Raw genomic sequence first — 20871 nt, 5'->3', positions numbered from 1 at the left:
GTGCTGCGCTACGAGCTGCTGCACCCGGGCCTCGTCGCGGCACTGGCCGCGGCGGGGCACGGGTCGCGGGTGCTGCTCGCCGACGCGAACTACCCGCACTCCACGGGCGCCCGTCTCGGTGCCGCGCGGGTGCACCTCAACCTTCGTCCCGGCCTGCTGACCGTGGACCAGGTGCTCGAGGTGCTGCTCGACGCGGTGCCGGTCGAGTCCGCCGCCGTCATGGTGCCCGGCGGCGTGGCGGGCGACGTCGTCGCCGCGGGGGAGGAGATCCCCGCCCACACCGGCTACCGGGAGCTGCTCGGCGGCGACGTCGGCTGGCAGGAGCTGGACCGCTTCGCGTTCTACGACGCCGCCCGGTCCGACGACGTCGCGCTGCTCGTGGCGACGGGCGACCAGCGCGTGTACGCCAACCTGCTGCTTACCTTGGGCGTCCGCACCCCTGCGACGTAGCGTCGGGGAGATCCCTGTCCGTCTCGCGGTGCCCCGATTCGTCAGAGGAATCGGGGCACCGCGTCGTCGTGCGCCGATGCTCCTCGGTGCATGGGCGCCCGGGTTCAACCACCAGATCGACGGCACCGGGCTCCAGCGCGGAGGGGCTCTCACCTGCGGACTCGTCATTCGCGACCCCTCCGCGGATCACCTGCCGACGACGATCATCGGATCTTTCGGGGGTTGAGGGGTATGCGGGGCGTTAATCATCAGGTAGCCTGGCTAAAAGTATCCACCGCGGCCACCCGGCCGCCCGGACGAGATGGTCGCGATGATGCGGAAGTCCCTGTCGGTGAACGAGCGGATGGTCCTCGACCTCCTCCTCGAGCGCCAGTCGGCCTCTCGGGCCACGATCAGCAAGGCCACAGGCCTGTCGAAGCCGTCCACCGGCGATCTCGTCGTCCGGCTCGTCGAGGCCGGTCTCGTCACGCCCGTCGGCGAGGTCTCGTCGGCCCAGCGAGGACCGAACGCGGTGCACTTCCGCGCGGTGACCGACCTCTGCCACGTCGCCGGCGTCGAGATGCAGCCGGGCCGGTTCGTGCACGCCGTCGTCTCCGACCTCTCCGGCGCCGCGCTCTCCGACGTCCGAATCCCGCAGCGCGGCGACGACCCGGTCGAGACCGTGGCCGAGGCGGTCGCCGCCGCCTGCGCGGAGGCGGGCATCGAGCCGTCCAGGCTGTGGCAGGTGCTCGCGGGCACGCCCGGCGTCGTGAACCCCCAGGGGGACATGGACTTCGTCTCCGGGCACCCGGCGTGGCGCGCGGGCCAGCGGGGCCGGCTCGCCGCCCGGCTCGGCTGCCCCGTCGCGCTCGAGAACGACGTCAACCTCGCTGCCCTCGCCGAGGCCGAGAGCGGCAACGCGGCCGGTATCGAGAGCTTCACCCTCCTGCGCCTGGACGAGGGCATCGGCGCCGCGACCGTCGTCAACCGCACGCTGCTGCGTGGTGCGCACGGGTACGCGGGCGAGATCGGCCTCGCGCCGACGACGGGCGGCGGCCCGCTGGGCTCGTCGTCCGCTGGGTTCCAGAGCCTCGTCGGCTCGGCGGCGCTCCAGGAGGTGCTCGACGGGCTGGGGCTCGACGGGACCTCGCCGGAGCAGGCGCTCCGCGACGACGACCCGGGCGATGGCCTCCGCGCGTTCCGTCGCGAGGCAGCGCGACGGGTCGCCGTCGTCGTCACCACGATCGCCACCGTCGTCGACCCGCACCGCGTCGTCCTGGCGGGGACCGTCGGCACGGCGGGGGCCGAGCGGTTTGCCGCGGAGGTCGAAGAGCTCCTCCGCGCGGAGTCCCCGCTGCGGACCGAGGTGGTCGCGTCGTCGTTCGGCCCGGGCGGCGTGGTCCGCGGCGCGCTGACCCTCCTGCGCGAGGCCGCGCGGGAGTCCGTCTACGGGATCGGCGCTGTCGCCGCTCCCGTCCGGACCTGGCCGGAGCTGCGCGGGCCCTGACACCCACCCACCACGCGACCCACCACGCACGAGAACGACCTCGTGCGACGGCCAGCCGTAGAGAGGCGCCTGGACCAGACCGGGCGCCAGTGACGGCACCCACCGCCACAACTGTGGAACACCACGGACCGCATCGAGGTCCGGCCCACCGTCGGGTAGACACTTCACGAGGAACGGTTGAACACCATGAGCACTCATACCCTCACGCCTCGACCGCGCCGCCGCGCCCGCACGCTCACGGGCGGCATCGCCGGGGTCGTCGTCGCATCCCTCGCCTTGTCGGCGTGCGGTATCGGCGGCAGTTCCGACGCGGTCGGCGCCAACGGCAAGCCGACCACGGCGGGCAAGTGCGAGCTCTCGGAGGAGGTGACCTCGGACCAGCGACTGTCGGGTGAGCCGTCCGGCGAGATCACCTTCCAGACCACGGCGCTCAAGCAGGACTTCAGCCCGTACTTCGAGAAGCTCATCGCGGCCTTCGAGAAGAAGTACCCGGACGTCACGGTGAAGTGGCAGGACGACCCGGGCGACGCCGAGTTCACGCAGCGCCTCGTGACCAACGCGCAGTCGTGCGACCTGCCCGACGTCGTCAACCTCAACCAGACGACGGCCTACGCGCTCTACCGCGAGAATTTCCTGCTCGACCTCACCACGAAGGGCCCGGAGGACATCGGCGAGCCCTTCATCCCGTCGGTGTGGGAGTCGCAGAAGTTCCCCGGCGACGACGACCACTACGTCCTCCCGTGGTACTGGGGCCTGAACGGTCTGCAGACGTTCAACAAGGACCTCATGAAGGACGCCGGCCTCGACCCGCAGGCCCCGCCGTCGACCGTCATGGAGCAGCTCGACATGGCGAGCCAGATCGCCGAGAAGTCGGGCGGCGAGTACTACGCGTTCCCGGCGAACCCGTACACGCACGTGCCGAACGACTGGCAGCTCATGAACGCCGCGATCACGAACGCGGACGAGACCGAGTTCACGTTCGCGGACGACCCGAAGATCCAGGAGTGGCTGACGAAGTACGCGGAGCTGTACGCGGAGGGCGCGCTGCCGAAGGACACCCTCTCGAGCGACGTGGACGTCACGCAGCTCTACTCCGCCGGCGACGTCGTGTGGGGCTCCACCAACGCCTCGTTCCTGCGCTACGTGAAGGACACCAACGAGGCCACCTACGACGTCACGGGCGTCGCCACGCTGTTCGACGCCCGCGGCCACGCGTTCCAGGACGGCCAGCTCATCGGCGTCCCGTCCACGTCGAAAAACCCCGTCGCGGCGGTCGCCTTCGCGCAGTTCCTGCTGAGCCCGGAGTGGCAGACGGAGTTCGTGTCCAGCCCGCTGGTCTCCAACTTCCCCTCGACCGAGGAGTCGCTGGACATCCCCAAGTTCACGGACATCACCGGCGACTCGCCGCTCGACGAGGCCAACCGCCTGTCGGTCGAGGCTGCGACGGACGCCGAGAACGTCTTCATCTTCGCGTGGTCGGACGCCGTGCAGACCGCGGTCGTCTCCGAGCTCCAGCTCGCGATCTCGGGCAAGAAGCCGGTCGACGAGGCGCTCCAGGCCGCCGAGGACGCCGCGAACCGCATCCTCGAGCAGCAGGGCTGACCGATGGCGACCGACGTCTACGCGGGGACCCTGGCCGCCGGTGAGCCGGCGGCCAAGGTCACCCGGCCCAGCCGGACGCGCTCCCGCCGTCCGCGTCCGACCTCGGGAGCGGCGCTCTACCGGCCCTGGTGGACCCCGTGGCTGTGGGTCGCGCCGGCGATCATCGTCATCGGGGTGTTCGGGGTCTTCCCGTTCCTCAACACCATCGTGCTGTCCTTCACGGACGCCCGGCCGCTCGGTGGCGGTGGCGACTGGGTCGGCCTGGACAACTACTCGCGCATGGTCGCGGACCCGGCGTTCTGGCTCGCCGTGCGCAACTCCGTGCTCTACGCGGTCGTCGCGGTCCCGCTGCTCGTGGTGCTGCCGCTGATGCTCGCGCAGCTCGTGTACAAGAAGGTCCCCGCCATCGGGTTCTTCCGGACGGCGTTCTACGCACCCGTGGTCGCGTCGATGGTCGCGGTCGCGCTGGTGTGGCAGAACCTCGTCTCCGAGAACGGGCCGGTCAACACCGCGCTCATGCAGGTCGGGATCATCCACTCCCCGATCCCCTTCCTGTCGGACACGACGCTGCTGCTCCTCACGGCCGTCGCGCTGACCGTCTGGAAAGGCCTCGGGTGGTACATGATCTTCTACCTCTCCGCCCTGGCCAGCGTGCCCAAGGACCTCTACGAGGCCGCGTCGCTCGACGGCGCCGGCACGTTCCGCCAGTTCGTCCACGTCACCGTCCCTGGCGTCCGCCTCACGATGCTGCTCGTCGGCATCATGTCGGGCATCGGCTCCCTGCGGGTGTTCACCGAGATCTACATCCTCGGTGGCGCGACGGGCGGCGTCGGCGGCCAGGCACGGACCCTGCCGTTCTACATCCGGGACGTCGCGCTCGACCCGATCTCGGGGAACGTCGGCTACGGCGCGGCGATCTCCGTCGCCCTGTTCGTCCTCACGATCGGTCTCGCGGTCGCGTCGCACAAGCTCGGCTCCAAGGAGGAGGACTGATGACCTGGTGGCGCACGCACGGGCGCACCCGCGCGCTCGTGACGCGGTACGTCCTCCTGCTGGTCGTGCTCGCGATCTCCGTGGGCCCGCTCCTGTGGCAGTTCTTCTCGTCCCTCAAGGGACCGCAGGACGCCCTGTACGGGAGCAGCGCGACCTTCTTCCCGGCGAACCCGACGTTCGCGGCCTACCAGACCGTGTTCGAGCAGGTGCCGATGGGCATGTACATCCGCAACAGCCTGATCATGTGCCTGCTCACGGTCTTCTCGCAGGTCGTCTTCCCGACGCTCGCTGGCTACATGCTCTCGCGCCAGGGGTGGCGGGGCCGCGGCGTCTTCTACTGGGTGCTCATCATCTCGATGATGTTCCCGTTCGAGTCGATCATGGTCTCGCTGTACACCCAGATCACCGACCTCGGCCTCGACGACTCGTTCATCGGCGTCTGGCTGCCCGGCGCGATCGCGGCGGTCAACGTCCTCATCACGAGGGCCGCGTTCAGCGCCGTGCCGAACGAGGTCGAGGACGCCGCGATGCTCGACGGCGCCGGCGAGGTGCGCCGGTTCTGGAAGATCTACCTCCCCGCGGCGCGGGGCGCGATGGTCGTCGTCGTCATCAACTCGTTCATCGCCGCGTGGGACGACTTCCTGTGGCCGTTCATCGTGCTGCGGTCGGAAGAGCTGTACACGCTCTCCCTCGGCCTGTCGCGCCTCGCGTCCTCGTCCCTCTCGTACGACCCGCGCGTCACCATGGCCGGGTCCATCATCGCCATCGTGCCGATCCTCGTGCTCTTCGTCGCACTGCAGCGGTACTTCTTCAAGGGTGTGGAATCAGGAGCAGTGAAGTGACCTCGAACCAGGGCGTCGTCCAGGACGTCGCGGCCCAGGACGTCATCGTGCCGACGGCGGAGCAGCTGCACTGGCAGCGGCTCGAGGTGGGCATGTTCTTCCACTTCGGCATCAACACGTTCCACGCCAAGGAGTGGAGCGACGGCTCCCTGCCGGCGTCGTCGTTCGACCCGACCGAGCTCGACGCCGACGAGTGGGTGGCGCTGGCCGTGGCCGCGGGCGCGACGTACGTGGTGCTCACCGCGAAGCACCACGACGGGTTCTGCCTGTGGCCCACCGCGACCACCGACTACTCCGTCGCCTCGTCCCCGTGGCGCGACGGGAAGGGCGACGTGGTGGCCGAGGTCGCCGCGGCGTGCCGCGCCGCGGGGATCGGCCTCGGCCTGTACCTGTCCCCCTGGGACCGGAACCACCCGGCCTACCAGGACCCGGAGGCGTACGCCGACGTCTACGTCGCCCAGCTCACCGAGCTCTGCACCCGGTACGGGCCGCTCGTCGAGCTGTGGTTCGACGGCGCGGGCTCCGAGGGGTACTCCTACGACTGGGCGCGCACCATGGAGGTCGCGCACACGCACCAGCCGCAGGCGATGGTGTTCAACATGGGCGCCCCGACGATCCGGTGGGTCGGCAACGAGGACGGGCTCGCGAGCGACCCCGTCGAGTACGTCGTGCACCACACGCAGATGAGCAACTACACGGTCGTCTCGACGCAGTTCGCGGAGGCGCTGTACCTGCCCCCGGAGTGCGACGTGTCCGTGCGCCGCGGCTGGTTCTGGGCCGAGGACGACGAGCCCAAGTCGCTGGAGCACCTGCTGGCGATCTACTACCGGTCCGTCGGCCTGGGCGCGAACCTGCTGCTCAACGTCCCGCCGGACCGTCGCGGGCGCATCGACGCGGCGGACGCCGCGGTGGTCACGGCGTTCGGCGACGAGGTGCGTGCGCGGTTCGGGGACCCCGTCGCGGCGGCCGTCACCCGCACCGGGGACACCACGTGGCGCGCCGACCTCGGCGACGAGCCCGTCAAGCTCGACCACGTGCTGGTCCGGGAGGACCTCACGGCCGGCCAGCGGGTCGCACGGCACGAGGTCCGACTCGGCGGGACCCTGGTGGCCGCGGGCGGCACGGTCGGCGCGGGGCGGCTGCACGTCGTCGACGCACCCGCCACGCGGGAGCTCGAGATCGAGCTGGAGGGCCCGGACGCCCGCCTCGCGGAGGTGCTGGTGTACCGGACCGGCCACCGGACCGCCCCGGTGGTCCCGGAGGACTACACCGCGCCGACCGACTACCCGGAGGACTGAGCACGTGCACGACCGGAACACGCAGGGCACGACCGCCGCCGGGACCGTCCACCGGGTGGACCTGGGCGGCCCGGGCTGGACCGTGCGGTGGGGGGGAGGCCTCCCCGCCGGTGGCGCCGGGCCTTCCGGCGACGTCGTCGCGCGCCTGCGAGACGGGATCCCGGCGTCGGTCCCGGGGTGCGTCCACGACGACCTGCTCGCCGCGGGCGTCATCGCGGACCCGTACGTCGACGACAACGCCGCGGCGGTGCGCTGGGTGGGCGAGAGCGACTGGGTGTACGAGGCGGACGTCGAGCTGACGGACGCCCTCACGGCGGGCCGGGCCGAGCTCGTCCTCGACGGCCTCGCGACCGTCGCCACGGTCCGCGTCAACGGCCGTGAGGCCGTGGCCACGGCGAACATGCACCGCTCGTACGCGGTCGACGTGTCGGCGCTCGTGGGCCCCGGCGTGAACCGGCTCGCCGTCGAGCTCTCCTCGGCCGCGCGGGCGATGCTCGACGCCGACGACGGCACCCTGCCGTACGACTGGGCCTACCCGTACAACCGGCTGCGCGTCATGGCGTCGAGCGTGGGGTGGGACTGGGCGCCCCCGCTGGTGTCGGCCGGCCTGTGGCGCCCCGCCCGGATCGAGGCGTGGAGCGGCGTGCGGCTGCGTTCGCACGCGCGCGGCGAGGTCTCGGCGGACCTCGCCGGCCGCCGGGTCGTGGTCGCCGTCGAGCTCGACGGGCAGGACGGCGACGTCGCCACGGGCGAGGTCGAGGTCGGGTTCGGCGAGCACCGGTCGCGGCACGTGGTGGCCGGCCGCGACGAGATCGTCCTCGACGTGCCGGACGCCGAGCTGTGGTGGCCGCGCGGGTACGGCCCCCCGACGCTCCACGAGGTCACCGTCGCGCTCGTCGGGACGGACCAGGAGCAGACCCACCGGGTCGGGCTGCGCCGCGTCGACCTCGACACGACGCCGGACGCGCACGGGCGCCGGTTCGTCGTCGTGATCAACGGGCGCGAGGTCTTCGCGCTCGGCGCGAACTGGATCCCCGACGACCTGCTGGTCTCGCGCACGACGGCCGGGCGCTACGCGGAGCGCGTGGACCAGGCGGTCGCGGCGAACATGAACATGCTGCGCGTGTGGGGCGGCGGCGTCTACGAGGCCGACGCGTTCTACGCGGCCTGCGACGCCGCGGGGATGCTGGTCTGGCAGGACTTCGCGTTCGCCTGCGCCGCCTATCCCGAGGAGGAGCCGCTGCGCTCCGAGGTCGAGGCGGAGGCGCGGGAGCAGGTGCGCCGCCTCGCCGCGCACCCGAGCGTCGTCGTGTGGAACGGCTCCAACGAGAACCTCCAGGGCTGGAGCGACTGGGGCTGGCCCGACCAGGTCGGGTCCAACACGTGGGGCGAGGGGTACTACCGCGAGCTCCTGCCGCGCGTCGTCGCCGAGGAGGCCCCCGGCACCCCGTACGTGCCGTCGAGCCCGTTCTCCTCGACCGACGGCGTCGGGCCGAACGTCGACGGGGAGGGCACGAGCCACCTCTGGGACCAGTGGAACCTGTACGACCACACGACGTACCGCCACCACGTCCCGCGCTTCGCCGCCGAGCTCGGCTTCCAGGCCCCGCCCACGTGGGCGACGCTCTCGGCCGCGCTCACCGAGCGCCCGGTCGACGTCCGGGGCGACGCCCTCGCGACCCGCCAGCGGCAGGTCGGCGGGATGCGCCACCTCGTGCGCCGGCTCGACGGGCACGTCCCCGACCCCGACCGCCTGCTCGACGACGTCGACGACTGGTCCTGGGCGACCCAGCTCAACCAGGCCGACGCCCTGCGCACCGCCGCCGACCACCTGCGCGGCTCGTGGCCACGCACCGCCGGGATGCTCGTGTGGCAGCTCAACGACGCGTGGCCGGGGATCTCGTGGTCGGTGGTCGATCACGGCGGGCGGCCCAAGCCCGGGTGGCACGCGCTGCGCCGGGCGTACGCGCCGCGCACCCTCGCGATCCAGCCGCACGACGGCGCGCCCCGGGTGACCCTCGTCAACGACACCGACGCGGTGTGGCAGGCGCGCGTCGTCGTGCGGCGCGTGCACGTCGTGGGCGGCCCGCTCCGCTTGCCGGCGGAGGTGGAGCACACCGTCGAGGTCGCGCCCCGCTCGGTCGCACGGTGGGACCTGCCGCCGCAGGTCGCGCTCGCCGGCTCGCGCCGCGACGAGGTGCTCGTGGCGGACTGCGACGGCCTGCGGGCCTGGTCCGCGCTGTGCCGCGAGGACGGCGTGCGCTGGGCCCGGCCGGCACCGGCGGTCGAGGCCGAGAGGACCCCGCAGGGCTGGCGCGTGCGGATCACGGCGGACGTCGTGACCTGCGACGTCGCGCTGCTCGTCGACCGGCTCGACCCGGCGGCGCGGGTCGACGACCTGCTGACGCTCCTGCTCCCCGGCGAGACCGTCGAGCTCGACGTGACCGGAGCCGAGGCCGCCGACCCAGCGGCGTTCGGCGCACGCCCCGTACTGAGGACGAGGAACGACCTGTGGCACCGATGACGCACGACGCCCCCGCACCCCGCGTGCACGGCGGCGGGACCGACCCGGCACGGCGGCGCGCCGCCGAGGTGATGGCGGGCATGTCCCTGCGCGAGCGGGTCGGCCAGCTCAACCAGCGGCTGCTCGGGTGGCAGGCCGTCGAGCGCACCGCCCAGGGGGCGTGGCGCACCACCGACCTGCTGCGCGCGGAGGTCGACCGGTGGGGCGGGCTGGGCGCGCTGTACGGCCTCTTCCGCGCCGACGCGTGGTCCGGGCGGGGATGGGCCGACGGGATCCGGCCCCAGGAGCGGGCCGAGGTCGCCGCGCTCGTCGTCGACGAGGTGCGTGCCGCGTCCGGGCAGGACGTCGGGCCGCTGCTCGTCGAGGAGGCCCCCCACGGGCACCAGGCGCTCGGCGCCGAGCTGCTGCCCGTGAACCTGGCGGTGGGCGCCACGTGGGACGCCGAGCTGTACCGGCAGGCGTGCGCGTCGGTCGCCTCGTCGCTGCGCGCCGACGGCGTGCACCTCGCGCTGCTGTCCACCCTCGACCTGCTCCAGGACCCCCGCTGGGGCCGCTCCGAGGAGTGCTACGGCGAGGTCCCCGCGCTGGCGGCGCGGATGACCGAGGCCGCGGTCGTGGGGATGCAGGGGCGGGACCGCTCGCGCCTGGCCGATGGCACGGGTGTCGGCGTCGTCCTCAAGCACTTCGCCGCGCAGGGCGCCGGCGCCGGTGGCCGCAACGGGCACTCCGCGGCGCTGGGCCCGCGGGACCTCGCCGAGCTGCACCTGCCCGCCGCGCGCGCAGGCGTCGCGGCGGGGGCTCTCGGCCTCATGGCCGCGTACAACGACGTCGACGGCGTCCCGTGCGTCGCGAACCGTGCGCTCCTGACCGACCTCCTCCGGGGGGAGTGGGGCTTCGACGGCCTGGTCATGGCCGACGGGCTCGCCGTCGACCGGATCGCCGAGCAGGTCGGGGACCTGGTGGCGGCGGCCGCCACGGCGCTCCACGCGGGCGTCGACCTGTCTCTGTGGGACCGGTCGTTCACGATGCTGGAGGAGGCGGTGGCGCAGTCGCCCGACGTCCTGTCCTGCGCCGTCGACGAGGCGTGCCTGCGCGTGCTCACGGTCAAGGCGCGGTCGGGTCTCCTCGGGCCGGTCGACGACGCGCGACCGGGCCCCGGCGGACGTCCGGAGGGGCGGCCCTCCGGACGTCCGGCCACCGGCGACCTCTCCCTCGAGATCGCCGCCCGCTCCGTCGTCCTGCTCCGCAACGGGCCCGCCGCGGGCGCGGACCGTCCGGCGCTGCCCGTCGCCCCCGGGGGGCGGTGGGTGGTCACCGGACCGCGCGCCGACGACGTCGACGCCATGCTCGGCGACTACGTCGCCCCGCTCGCCCCGGACCGCCGTGCGTCGGTCGCGGATGCGCTGACGGCGTCGGCCGGCGCGCACGGCGTGGTCGTCGAGCGCGCGGACGCCGAGGACGTCACCGCGGTCGCCGCGGCGGACGGGGTCGTCGTCGTGCTGGGCGGGTCGAGCCACCGCGCCTACACGGACGAGTTCGCGGACAACGGCGCGAACGCCGGCCAGACCGCCGCGGACTGCGGCGAGGGCGTCGATATCGCCTCCCCGGTCCTGCCCGCCGGGCAGGTCGAGACGCTCGCCGCGGTGCGCGCGGCCGCGCGCGGACCCGTCGTCGCCGTCGTCCTCGCCGGACGTCCGTACGTGCTCACGGACGTCGTCGCGCACGCCGACGCGCTCCTCCTCGCCTTCTACCCGGGGCCGGGCGGGGGCCGCGTGATCGCCGACCTGCTGCTCGGGGAGCGCCAGCCCGTCGGCCACCTGCCGGTGACGCTGCCCGCGCACCCGGGCGCGATCCCGGTGCGCGACGACGAGCGGATGCCCGCCGACGGCGTCTACCGCGACGTCCCGGAACCGGTGCTGGCACGCGTCGGGGACGGGATCGGCTACGGCGGCCTCGACGTCCAGGGGGTCGCTCTCACGGTGAGCGGCGAGGATCTGGTGGTCGAGGCGGACGTGCGTGCCGCCACGGGGGACTGGGACGGCGAGGGGCTGCTGCTCGTCCGCTCGCGGCGGGTCGGCGGCCTGGACTGGGCACGCTCCGTCGTCGTGGGGTGGCACCGCGTGAGCGTCGCCCCGGGGAGCGGGTCGCGGGTGTCCGTGCGCGTCCCGGCGGACGACGTCCTCCGCCCCGACCTGCCGCTCGCGGTCCTCGCGGACCGACGCGCGCGCGTCGAGGTGGCCCTCGCCGGGCGGCGGTGGTCGTTCGACCTCGTGCAGGACGGCGCCGGGGAGGTGACCGTCGATGGGGCTCGAGCCTGACGACGTCACCCTCGGTCGCGTCCGGCGCTTCGTCGACGAGCGGCTCACCCCCGCGCTGGACGCCGCGCGCGCGCCGATCACCGTGACGGCCTGGTCGCAGCCGGGGGAGCCCGTGCGCCCCGACGTGGTCCTGGCACTGCCGGACGACGCGTTCCACCCCGTGGCCCCGGGCGAGCCCTGGGGCGAGCCCTGGTCGACGACGTGGCTGCGGCTGCGCGGCGAGGTGCCCGCCGCGTGGGCGGGCGAGGAGTCGCGCGTCGACCTGGAGGTCGACCTCGGGTTCACGCGCGACACCCCCGGCTTCCAGGCCGAGGGCACGGCGCGCGCCCACGACGGCCGGGTGCTCAAGGGCATCTCGCCGTACAACAGGCGCGTGCCCCTCCCGCTCCTCCTGCGCGCCGACCGCACCGGAGTGGAGGCGTGGTCCGCCGGGGCAGCCGCCCTGCCCGTGGACGTGTGGGTGGAGGCCGCGGCCAACCCGGTCATGGACCCGGACTTCACCTTCGCGCCGACGCCGCTCGGCGACCCCGCGACCCTGCCCGCCGTCCCCCAGTACGCGTGGGGCGAGATCGGCCTGCGGCTGCGGGACGACGCCACGTGGGGGCTGTGGCGCGACGTGCGCGTCCTGCGCGAGCAGCTCGAGGTGCTGCCCGGTCCCGGGCTGCGTCGCGGCCGGGTCCTGCGGGCGCTGGCGCGCATGCTCGACGTCGTGCAGGTCGCCACGCCCGAGGCGCTCCGCGCGTCGGCCCCCGCGGCGCGCGCGGAGCTCGCCGGGGTGCTGGCGGAGGGCAACGGGGACGGCGGGCACGAGGTCGTGGCCGTCGGCCACGCGCACATCGACTCCGCGTGGCTGTGGCCCTTCCGGGAGACGCGCCGCAAGGTCGTGCGGACGTACTCCAACGCCCTCGCCCTGCTGGAGGAGTACCCCGAGACGACGTTCGTGACCTCCTCCGCGCAGCACCTCGCGTGGGTGCAGGAGAGCGAGCCGGAGCTGTTCGAGCGGATCCGGTCGGCCGTCGACGCGGGCCGGTTCGTCCCGGTCGGCGGGATGTGGGTCGAGTCCGACACCATGCTGCTGTCGGGGGAGTCCATGGTCCGCCAGCTCCTGGAGGGGACCACCTGGTTCTCCGACGAGCTCGGGGTGCGCTGCCGCGAGGTGTGGCTGCCCGACTCGTTCGGCTACTCCGCCGCCCTGCCGCAGATCTTCCGTGCCGCGGGCATGCGCCGCTTCCTGTCGCAGAAGATGTCGTGGAACGACACCAACCGGATGCCGCACCACACGTTCACCTGGGAGGGGATCGACGGCTCGCGCGTGCTCGCGCACTTCCCGCCGGTCGACAACTACAACAGCGACCTCACCCCGCGCCAGCTCGCGCACGCGGAGGCGAACGTCGCGGACTCCGACACGGTGTCCGCCGAGCTCTCGCTCGCACCGAGCGGGTGGGGCGACGGCGGGGGCGGCCCGACGCGCGAGCACGCCGAGACGGCGCGGCGCGTGCGCGACCTCGCCGGTTCGGCCCGCGTCGCCTGGGGCACGCCCGACGACTTCTTCGCCCGGTCGGAGGCGCTCGCCGCCGCCGCGCAGGAGCGGGGCGAGGCCTCGCCCGTGTGGGTCGGCGAGATGCCGCTCGAGCTGCACCGCGGCGTGTCGACGTCGCAGCAGCGGCTCAAGGCGGACAACCGGCGGAGCGAGTCGGCGCTGCGCGAGGCCGAGCTGTGGTGCGCGACGGCGACGCGGCGCACCGGGGCCGCCTACCCGCTCGACGAGCTGCGCGGCCTGTGGCGCACCGTGCTGGTGCACCAGTTCCACGACGTCCTGCCGGGCTCGTCCATCGCCTGGGTGTACCAGGACTCCGCGCGCGACCACGAGTGGGTCCAGCGGCGGTGCGCCGAGCTGGTCGCGGACGCGCTGGACGTTCTCGCCGGCGCAGGGGCGCAGGGCGCTCCGGCAGCGGGCCGGGACGAGCTGTGGGCGAACCCGAGCCCCGTCGTCCTCGACGGCATCCAGCCGCTGTCCGTGGGCCCGCGTCGCGTGGCGGGGTCTCCGCCTGCGCAGGCGGACGGCGCGACGTGGATCCTCCAGGACGACGCGCTGCGCGTCGTCGTCGACGGCTCCGGCCACGTGGTCTCCCTCGTCGACCGCGCGACCGGGCGCGACGCGGTCGCCGGGGCGGGGCCGGCCAACGTCGCGCGCCTGTTCCGCGATCTGCCCAACCGCTGGGACGCGTGGGACATCGACGCGCACGCGCACCGCGTGTCCCGGGACGTCCCCGAGGCCCGCGTCGGGGTCGAGGACGGCACGATCGTCGTCGAGCGCGTGCTCGGGCCCGGTGGCAGCACCCTGGCGCAGCGGCTCGAGCTGGTGGACGGCGCGCTCGAGGTCACGACGGCCGTGGACTGGAACGAGCGCGAGGAGCTCCTCGTGCTGTCGTGGCCGCTCGACGTGCGCGCGCACGAGGTGGCGGCCGAGACGCAGTTCGGCCACGTCCGCCGCCCCACGCACCGCAACACGAGCTGGCAGTCGGCGCGGTTCGTCGACGTCGCCCACCGCTGGGTCCACGTGGGGGACGCCGGCTTCGGCGTCGGCATCGCCAACCGCACGACCCAGGGATACGACGCGGCGAGCGAGGTCCGCCCCGACGGGGGGACCACCACGACCGTCAACCTGCACCTGCTGCGGGGGCCGCGGTACCCCGACCCGGGGGCCGACCTCGGCCGGCACACGTTCGTCCACCGCGTACGCCCGGGGGCCGCCGTCGTCGACGCCGTGCGGGACGGCTACGCCCTGTCGCTCCCGCCGCGCCAGGTGTCGTCCGGCCGCGCAGCCGTCGAGCCCTTGGTGCGGGTCGACGGGCCGGGCCTGCTCGTGGAGTCGGTCAAGCTCGCGCACGACGGGAGCGGGGATCTGGTCGTCCGGCTGTACGAGCCGCACGGCGCGCAGGCGAGCGTCGGGGTCGCGTTCGACGGGCCCGGGACGGTCGCGCGCGTCGACCTGCTCGAGGAGCCGCTCGGGGACGAGACCGACGGCGCCCGCAGCTTCGAGGGATGGACGGAGGACGACGCATGCGGTGCCGCGCTGGTCGTGCGGCCCTTCGGGATCGTCACCCTCCGGCACGTCCCTGGTACACGAGTCGAGCCGGCGCAGCACGTCGAGGTCCCGCGCACAACCCCACGAAGGGAATCATGATGACGAGGTCGCGACAGGGCGTTCCAGGTACCACGGTGGGTATCGACGTGGGGGGAACGATGCTCCGCGGAGGGTTGGTCGGGCCCGACGGTTCCCTGCGGGACGTCGTGCGCCGACCGTTGCCCCACGGCCCCGAGGCTCGGCACGCCGCGGTGCTCGAGCTGGCGCGAGACCTCGGGCAGGACGCCGTCGCCGTCGGCGTCGCCGTCGCCGGTGTCGTCGACGACGGTCGCCTCCTGCTCAGCGCGAACCTGGGGCTCGGGGACATCGACCTGCGTACGGCTCTCGTCGAGTCCACGGGGCTGCCCTCCGAGGTCGTCAACGACGCACAGGCCGCGGCTCTTGCCGAGGTCCGAGGGGGCTCGGCGCAAGGCCTCGTCCTCGTCGTCACGGTCGGCACCGGGATCGGTGGCGCGGTCGTCCTGGACGGCAAGCTCGTCCGAGGGCGCGGCTTCGCCGGCGAGATCGGCCACGTGGTGGTCGACCGCGGCGGCCTGCCCTGTGGTTGTGGCGCCGCCGGCTGCTGGGAGGGCCTCGCGTCCGGGGAGTCGCTGCGCCGCGCAGCCGAGCGGGTGCTGCCGGGTCCGGACCGCACGGTCGACCGCCTCGTCGCCGCCGCCGACTCCGGAGACCCGGGAGCCGTCGGTGCCTTGATGGAGGCCGCCGAGGCCTTCGCCGACGGGCTCAACGGCATGTGCGCGGTCCTCGCACCGCACCGCATCGTGCTCGGGGGCGGCGTGTTCGCCCGAGGCGGCCTCGTCGCCGACGTCTACCGGTCTCAGGCCTCTACGAGGCGGTGGGTCCGAGGGGCTGAGATCACGATGGCCGCCCAGGGCGACCATGCCGGTCTGCTCGGAGCCGGGCTGGCGGCCCGTGATCTCGTGGCCGGCCCGCCGACGGGCGTCCTCGCCGCACTCTGACCAGGAAGACGCACCATGGCTCAGCAGATGACTCCTCGACTCGACCCGGCGATCGACGCGACGCTGCGAACGGCGGCCGACCGCGTGCGAAGGGTCGCCGGCGAGCGCATCGGCACGATGGTCGACGACGCGCTGCGGCGCACCCTCACCGACACCATGACCGTGGGAGCGGACGGCAGCACGTTCGTCATCACCGGCGACATCCCCGCGATGTGGCTGCGGGACTCGACCGTCCAGCTCACGCCCTACCTGCGATTCCTGGCCGACTGTCCACCGTTGGCCACGCTCGTGGCCGGTGTCGTGCGGCGCCAGTTCGCGTGCCTGGACCACGACTCGTACGCCAACGCGTTCAACGACGGCCCCACCGGGGCGAGATACGACCTCGACGACATCTGCGCCGACCCTCACGTGTGGGAACAGAAGTACGAGGTCGACAGCCTGGCGTACCCGGTGACGCTCGCGCACCGACTCTGGCGTACCGACCCGGGCCAGGCGGCGAGCCTCTTCGACGAGCGCGCGCACCGGGTCCTCCGGGTGGTCGTCGACCAGCTGCGCACCGAGCAACGGCACGACAGCTCGACCTACCGCTTCGCCCGCGACACCACGATTCCCACCGAGACGCTCGCCCGTGGCGGCCGAGGCACGCCCGTGGGAGCCACCGGGATGACATGGAGCGCGTTCCGCCCGTCCGACGACGCATGCACGTATGGCTACAACGTGCCGGCCAACCTGTTCGCCGCGCAGGCGCTCCTCGACCTGGCCGAGATCGCGGGCGAGGTCTACGGCGACGTCGTGCTGGCGCACGACGCGCGCACGCTCTCCCGCGAGCTGGTCGACGGCGTCGCTACCCACGGGGTCGTGACCGCTCCGGGCGACGAAGCACAGATCTATGCCTACGAGGTCGACGGTCTCGGCGGTGTCCTGTGCATGGACGACGCCAACACCCCGTCGCTCCTGTCGCTCCCGCTCGTCGCACCGGACGTGATCGACGCGGAGGTCTGGCAGGCGACGCGCCGGTTCGTGCTCAGCCCTGCCAACCCGTACTTCTTCACCGGGACTCTCGTGAGCGGCATCGGCAGCCCGCACACGGCACCAGGCTTCGTCTGGCCGATCGCCCTCGCCGTCGAAGGGCTGACCGGCACGCCAGACGACCGCAGACGCGTGCTCGAGCTGATCGCGCGGGCGGACGGCGGCACTGGGCAGGTCCACGAGAGCTTCGATCCCTCCGACCCGACGCGGTACTCACGACCCTGGTTCTCCTGGGCCGACTCGATGTTCTGTGAGCTCGCGCTCGCCGTGGTCGACGACGCCTCGCCCTGAGCCTCGATGCACCGACGGCCGGTGGTGCGTCATCGGCGCGGTCTGGCATCGCGCCCGTGGATCGGGGCTCAGTGCGGCGCGGTCATTCCGCGGCGTCGGGTGCGTCGGCCGGGACGAGAGGCAGCGTCTCCTCGACGTCGAGGAGGTGCGCGGCCATACGCACGCGCGCCGCCTCGGCGTCGCCGGCGGCCAGCGCCCGCCAGACGGCCTCGTGGTCCCTCTGGGTGCGCGCCTCGGCGCCCTCCTCGTGCAGCCCGCGCCAGAGGCGCTCGCGCGCGGTGCGGCCGGCGATGGCCTCGACGAGCGCGGTGATCACGGGGTTGCCGCCCTGGTCGGCGACGATGCGGTGGAACTCGGTGTCCGCCTCGATGAAGGCGGGGTGGTCCACCGGCTGCTGCGCGAGGGTGCGTGCCGCCTGGTCGAGGACGGTCCGGGCCTGCTCGAGCGCCTCGGGCGTGATGCGGTGGGCGGCGAGCCCGGCGGCCTCGGTCTCCAGCACCCGGCGCACGGCGTGGAACGGGCGGGCGCTGGTGTCGCCGTGCAGGTCCACGACGAACTGCAGCGAGGACATCAGCCGCGCGGGGTCGAGGCTGGTCACGTACGTGCCGTCGCCCTGCCGGGTGTCGAGCACGCCGAGCACGGTGAGGGCGCGCACCCCCTCGCGCAGCGACCCGCGGGACACCCCGAGCCGCTCGGCGAGGTCCTTCTCCACGGGGAGCCGGTCGCCGGGGCCGAGCTCCCCGCCGGTGATCATGCGGCGGACGCCGTCGACGACCTCATCGGTGCGGGACATGCCGTGGATTATTGCCCAGTTCGCATCCCCGGCGCACCGATTCCTCCGATGAATCCCTGCGCGCCGTCGTCAGAGGCCGTCGAAGAACGCGGTGACGTCGGCCGCGGTCTGCGCCGGCTCGAGGTGGGCGGCGAAGTGGCCCCCGCGCTCGTAGATCGTCCAGGCGCGGATGTCGGCGTGGTCGCGCTCGGCGAACCGGCGGATCGACGCGAAGTCGCCCTTCGCCTGCGCCAGGGCCAGCGGGACCGTCGTCGGCGCCGGCCGGGCGCCGGACTCCTGCGCGCGCTTCTGGGCGAGCGTGTTCTCGCGGTACCTCCGCAAGGCGGAGCCCTGCGTCCCGGTGAGCCAGTACACCGCGGCGTTCGCCACCACGAACTCGGGGTCGGTCGTGGCCAGGTCGCCCATCAGCTGGGCATGCCACCCCAGCAGCCCGGACGGGGAGTCCGCGAGCGCGTGGGCGAGCGTCTGCGGCTGCTGCGACTGCAGGGTGTTGAACGCGCCCAGGTTCTCCCAGAACCAGCCCAGGTGCGCCAGCGCCGCCTGCTCCTCGTCGGTGAGGTCGTGCATCTCGCCGGGGGCGCCGGAGGGGAAGGAGAAGACCTGCGCCACGTGCACGCCCACGACGTGCTCCGGGTCGAGCCTGCCGACCTCGGGGGAGATCATCGCCCCGGCGTCGTTGCCGACGGTGCCGTAGCGCTCGTAGCCCAGCCGTCGCATGAGCTCGACCCACGCCCGTGCGACGCGCGCGTCGTCCCAGCCGGGCTCGGTGGTGCGACCCGAGAAGCCGATGCCGGGGATCGACGGGATCACGACGTCGTACCCGGCCGCGTTGAGGGGCTCCAGGAGGTCGAGGTACTCCAGCGCTGTGCCCGGCCACCCGTGCGTGAGGACGAGCCCGACGGCGTCCGGTCGGCCCGAGCGAGCGTGGAAGGCGTGGACCCGCTGGCCGTCGATAGTGGTCTCGATCTGGGGGATCGCGTTGAGACGGGACTCGAGCGCGCGCCAGTCGAAGTCCTCCAGCCAGTACCGGACGAGCTCGCGGACGGAGCCGACCGGGGTGCCGTACGCGCCCTCGGTGTCGATCTCGTCGGTGAAGCGGGTGCGCGCGAGGCGCTCGCGGAGGTCGTCCAGGTCGGCCTGCGGGACGTCGATCCGGGCGGGGGTGAGCTGCTCGAGCATCGCATTCTCCTCGACATCGGGGAACGGAACGAACCGTTCCGTTGAAAATGAGCGTAGCGGAATGATCCGTTCCGTACAAGAGGTATCGTCGTGCCCGTGGTCCGGGGCGCGTCCGCTGCGTGCGGCGAGCGACGGGACCGAGCGACGAAGGACGTAACACGAGGAGGCCGTGATGCCCGACCCCGTTCCTCCGCTGAGCGGCCGCCGCGCACAGGCGGCCCGCAACGACGGCGTGATCCTCGCCGCCGCCCGCGACGTGTTCGTCGCCCGGCCCGACGCGCCGGTGGCGACGGTCGCCCAGGCGGCCGGCGTCGGCATCAGCGCCCTGTACCGCCGGTATCCGAGCAAGGAGGCGCTGCTCGCCACCCTCTGCCTCGACGGCCTCGAGCGCTTCGTGGCGGTCGCGCGCCGGGCGCTGGAGACGGACGACCCGTGGGACTCCTTCGAGGCGTTCCTGCGCGGCATCGTCGACGCCGACGTGCACTCCCTGACGGTGCGGCTCGCCGGTCTGTTTCCCCCGTCCCCCGAGCATGACGCGCTCGCGCGGGAAGCCGGGGGGCTCGCCGCCCGGATCCTGCACCGCGCCCAGGAGGCCGGCAGCGTGCGGGCGGACCTCGCCGAGACCGACCTGCCGCTGATCTACGAGCAGCTGGCTGCGATCCGGCTCGGCGACCCCGAGCGGACGGCCGGCCTGCGCCGGCGCTGCCTGGACGTGCAGCTCGGCGGGCTGCGGGCCCGCGCGGCCGAGGACGGCCCTCTCGACGGGACACCGCCGGAGCCGGCGGAGCTCGGCGCTCGATGGATCCCGAAGGGATGAGCGGCGCGTTCATGGCCACGGCGACGACGGCGTGACCCCCGGTGTCCCCGGCGTGCGGGCCGCCCGGCCCTGTCCCTAGCCTGGCGCGATGGTGGACCTCACGCTCGACCGGCTGCTAGACCTGGAGCGCCAGGGGTGGGACGCGCTGTGCCGGAGCACCGGGGGTGCGCACTACGGCGACCTCATGACGCGCGTGGCGCTCATGGTGCTCGTGGACGGCTCGGTGCTCGACCGCGACGCCGTCGTCGCCTCGCTCGACGGCGCCCCGCCGTGGGACTCCTACGAGCTGCACGACGTGCGCCGCGTCGGCCTCGGTGAGGGCGCCGCCGCGCTCGTCTACCGCGCGCGGGCCGTGCGCGGCGATGAGGCGCCGTTCGTCGCGCTCATGGCGAGCACGTACGTCGTCGTCGACGGCGAGCCCCGCCTGGCGCTGTACCAGCAGACCACCGCCACGCACGGGTCATGAGACGACGCGGCCGCCCCGCCCGACGGCGTGCGTCGGGCGGGGCGGCCGCGGCGGGGCGGGGCGGGCGTCAGGCGGGGATGATGAGCCCGGCGGTCTGGGTGCGGGCGCGCTGCAGGCGGGCGGCGACGTCCTGCCAGTGGGCGATGTTCCACACGGCCTTGACGTAGTCGGCCTTGACGTTGAGGTAGTCGAGGTAGAAGGCGTGCTCCCACATGTCCAGCATGAACAGCGGGGTGATGCCGACGGGCACGTTGGCCTGCTGGTCGAAGAGCTGGAAGATGGCGAGGCGCTGGCCGATGGAGTCCCAGCCGAGCACGGCCCAGCCGGAGCCCTGGATGCCGGTGGCGACGGCGGTGAACTGCGCCTGGAACGTCGAGAAGGAGCCGAAGGCGTCCTTGACGGCCTCGGCGAGCTCGCCCTCGGGCTGGCCGCCGCCCTCGGGGGACAGGTTGTGCCAGAAGACGGTGTGGTTGGTGTGGCCGCCGAGGTTGAACGCGAGGTTCTTCTCGTGCAGGTTCACCGCGGCGAGGTCGCCGGACTCGCGGGCCTCGGCGAGCTTGTCCAGGGCGGTGTTGGCGCCGGTGACGTAGGCGGCGTGGTGCTTGTCGTGGTGCAGCTCCATGATCTTGCCGCTGATGTGCGGCTCCAGGGCGCTGTAGTCGTACGGCAGGTCGGG

The 20871-nt window shown here is 73.6% G+C and carries 16 protein-coding genes; 13 read left to right on the top strand and 3 right to left on the bottom strand.

Going from position 1 to position 20871, the window contains the following annotated elements; genetic code table 11:
• The 11 genes from B5Y66_RS19985 to B5Y66_RS19935 all read left to right on the top strand — a co-directional run bounded on the left by B5Y66_RS19985 (window position 1) and on the right by B5Y66_RS19935 (window position 16940).
• Complete coding sequence (locus B5Y66_RS19985) at window positions 1-450, top strand: RbsD/FucU domain-containing protein (RefSeq protein WP_079576391.1); 450 nt, start codon at window positions 1-3, stop codon at window positions 448-450.
• A 310-nt stretch (window positions 451-760) separates the two neighbouring features.
• A complete protein-coding gene (locus tag B5Y66_RS19980; RefSeq protein WP_176168944.1) occupies window positions 761-1936 on the top strand; it encodes an ROK family transcriptional regulator in 1176 nt (391 codons plus the stop codon).
• A gap of 186 nt (window positions 1937-2122) precedes the next feature.
• The gene (locus B5Y66_RS19975; RefSeq protein ID WP_079576389.1) at window positions 2123-3538 is read left to right on the top strand and encodes an extracellular solute-binding protein; all 1416 of its coding nucleotides are present in this window, start codon (window positions 2123-2125) and stop codon (window positions 3536-3538) included.
• Between the two features lie 3 nt (window positions 3539-3541).
• Window positions 3542-4531, top strand: coding sequence for a carbohydrate ABC transporter permease (locus B5Y66_RS19970; RefSeq protein WP_079576388.1), 990 nt, complete (start codon window positions 3542-3544; stop codon window positions 4529-4531).
• A complete protein-coding gene (locus tag B5Y66_RS19965; protein WP_079576387.1) occupies window positions 4531-5373 on the top strand; it encodes a carbohydrate ABC transporter permease in 843 nt (280 codons plus the stop codon). The genes B5Y66_RS19970 and B5Y66_RS19965 overlap by 1 nt, the downstream gene beginning before the upstream one ends.
• Entirely contained in the window at window positions 5370-6671 is a 1302-nt protein-coding gene (locus B5Y66_RS19960; protein ID WP_245807249.1) for an alpha-L-fucosidase, read from the top strand. The genes B5Y66_RS19965 and B5Y66_RS19960 overlap by 4 nt, the downstream gene beginning before the upstream one ends.
• 4 nt (window positions 6672-6675) lie before the next feature.
• The gene (locus B5Y66_RS19955) at window positions 6676-9195 is read left to right on the top strand and encodes a glycoside hydrolase family 2 protein (RefSeq protein ID WP_079576386.1); all 2520 of its coding nucleotides are present in this window, start codon (window positions 6676-6678) and stop codon (window positions 9193-9195) included.
• Window positions 9192-11513: a glycoside hydrolase family 3 N-terminal domain-containing protein gene (locus B5Y66_RS19950; RefSeq protein ID WP_079576385.1), complete on the top strand. Its 2322-nt coding sequence runs from the start codon at window positions 9192-9194 to the stop codon at window positions 11511-11513. The genes B5Y66_RS19955 and B5Y66_RS19950 overlap by 4 nt, the downstream gene beginning before the upstream one ends.
• Window positions 11497-14700, top strand: a complete 3204-nt coding sequence (locus B5Y66_RS19945) for an alpha-mannosidase (RefSeq protein ID WP_079576384.1) — start codon at window positions 11497-11499, stop codon at window positions 14698-14700. Before B5Y66_RS19950 ends, B5Y66_RS19945 begins: the two co-directional genes overlap by 17 nt.
• Before the next feature lie 35 nt (window positions 14701-14735).
• On the top strand, window positions 14736-15620 hold the full coding sequence (locus B5Y66_RS19940; RefSeq protein WP_176168943.1) for an ROK family protein: 885 nt from the start codon (window positions 14736-14738) through the stop codon (window positions 15618-15620).
• A gap of 15 nt (window positions 15621-15635) precedes the next feature.
• The gene (locus B5Y66_RS19935; protein WP_079576382.1) at window positions 15636-16940 is read left to right on the top strand and encodes a glycoside hydrolase family 125 protein; all 1305 of its coding nucleotides are present in this window, start codon (window positions 15636-15638) and stop codon (window positions 16938-16940) included.
• Between the two features lie 82 nt (window positions 16941-17022).
• Here B5Y66_RS19935 and B5Y66_RS19930 read toward each other — a convergent pair whose 3' ends face one another.
• Together B5Y66_RS19930 and B5Y66_RS19925 are read right to left on the bottom strand one after the other, a co-directional pair.
• Complete coding sequence (locus B5Y66_RS19930) at window positions 17023-17733, bottom strand: FadR/GntR family transcriptional regulator (RefSeq protein ID WP_079576381.1); 711 nt, start codon at window positions 17731-17733, stop codon at window positions 17023-17025.
• A gap of 69 nt (window positions 17734-17802) precedes the next feature.
• Complete coding sequence (locus B5Y66_RS19925; RefSeq protein ID WP_079576380.1) at window positions 17803-18912, bottom strand: epoxide hydrolase family protein; 1110 nt, start codon at window positions 18910-18912, stop codon at window positions 17803-17805.
• A gap of 172 nt (window positions 18913-19084) precedes the next feature.
• On the opposite strand from B5Y66_RS19925, the gene B5Y66_RS19920 reads away from it, so the two are divergent.
• Both B5Y66_RS19920 and B5Y66_RS19915 read left to right on the top strand, forming a co-directional pair.
• A complete protein-coding gene (locus tag B5Y66_RS19920; protein ID WP_079576379.1) occupies window positions 19085-19729 on the top strand; it encodes a TetR/AcrR family transcriptional regulator in 645 nt (214 codons plus the stop codon).
• An 88-nt stretch (window positions 19730-19817) separates the two neighbouring features.
• Window positions 19818-20195, top strand: coding sequence for a DUF4440 domain-containing protein (locus B5Y66_RS19915; RefSeq protein ID WP_079576378.1), 378 nt, complete (start codon window positions 19818-19820; stop codon window positions 20193-20195).
• Window positions 20196-20262: 67 nt separating this feature from the next.
• Here the strand turns inward: B5Y66_RS19915 and B5Y66_RS19910 are convergent.
• A partial coding sequence (locus tag B5Y66_RS19910) for a superoxide dismutase (protein ID WP_079576377.1) occupies window positions 20263-20871 on the bottom strand: 609 nt, incomplete at its 5' end.

It is taken from the genome of Krasilnikoviella flava (genome assembly GCF_900167525.1).
Classification (GTDB): domain Bacteria; phylum Actinomycetota; class Actinomycetes; order Actinomycetales; family Cellulomonadaceae; genus Isoptericola; species Isoptericola flavus.
This window is presented reverse-complemented; position numbering and strand designations above follow the sequence as displayed.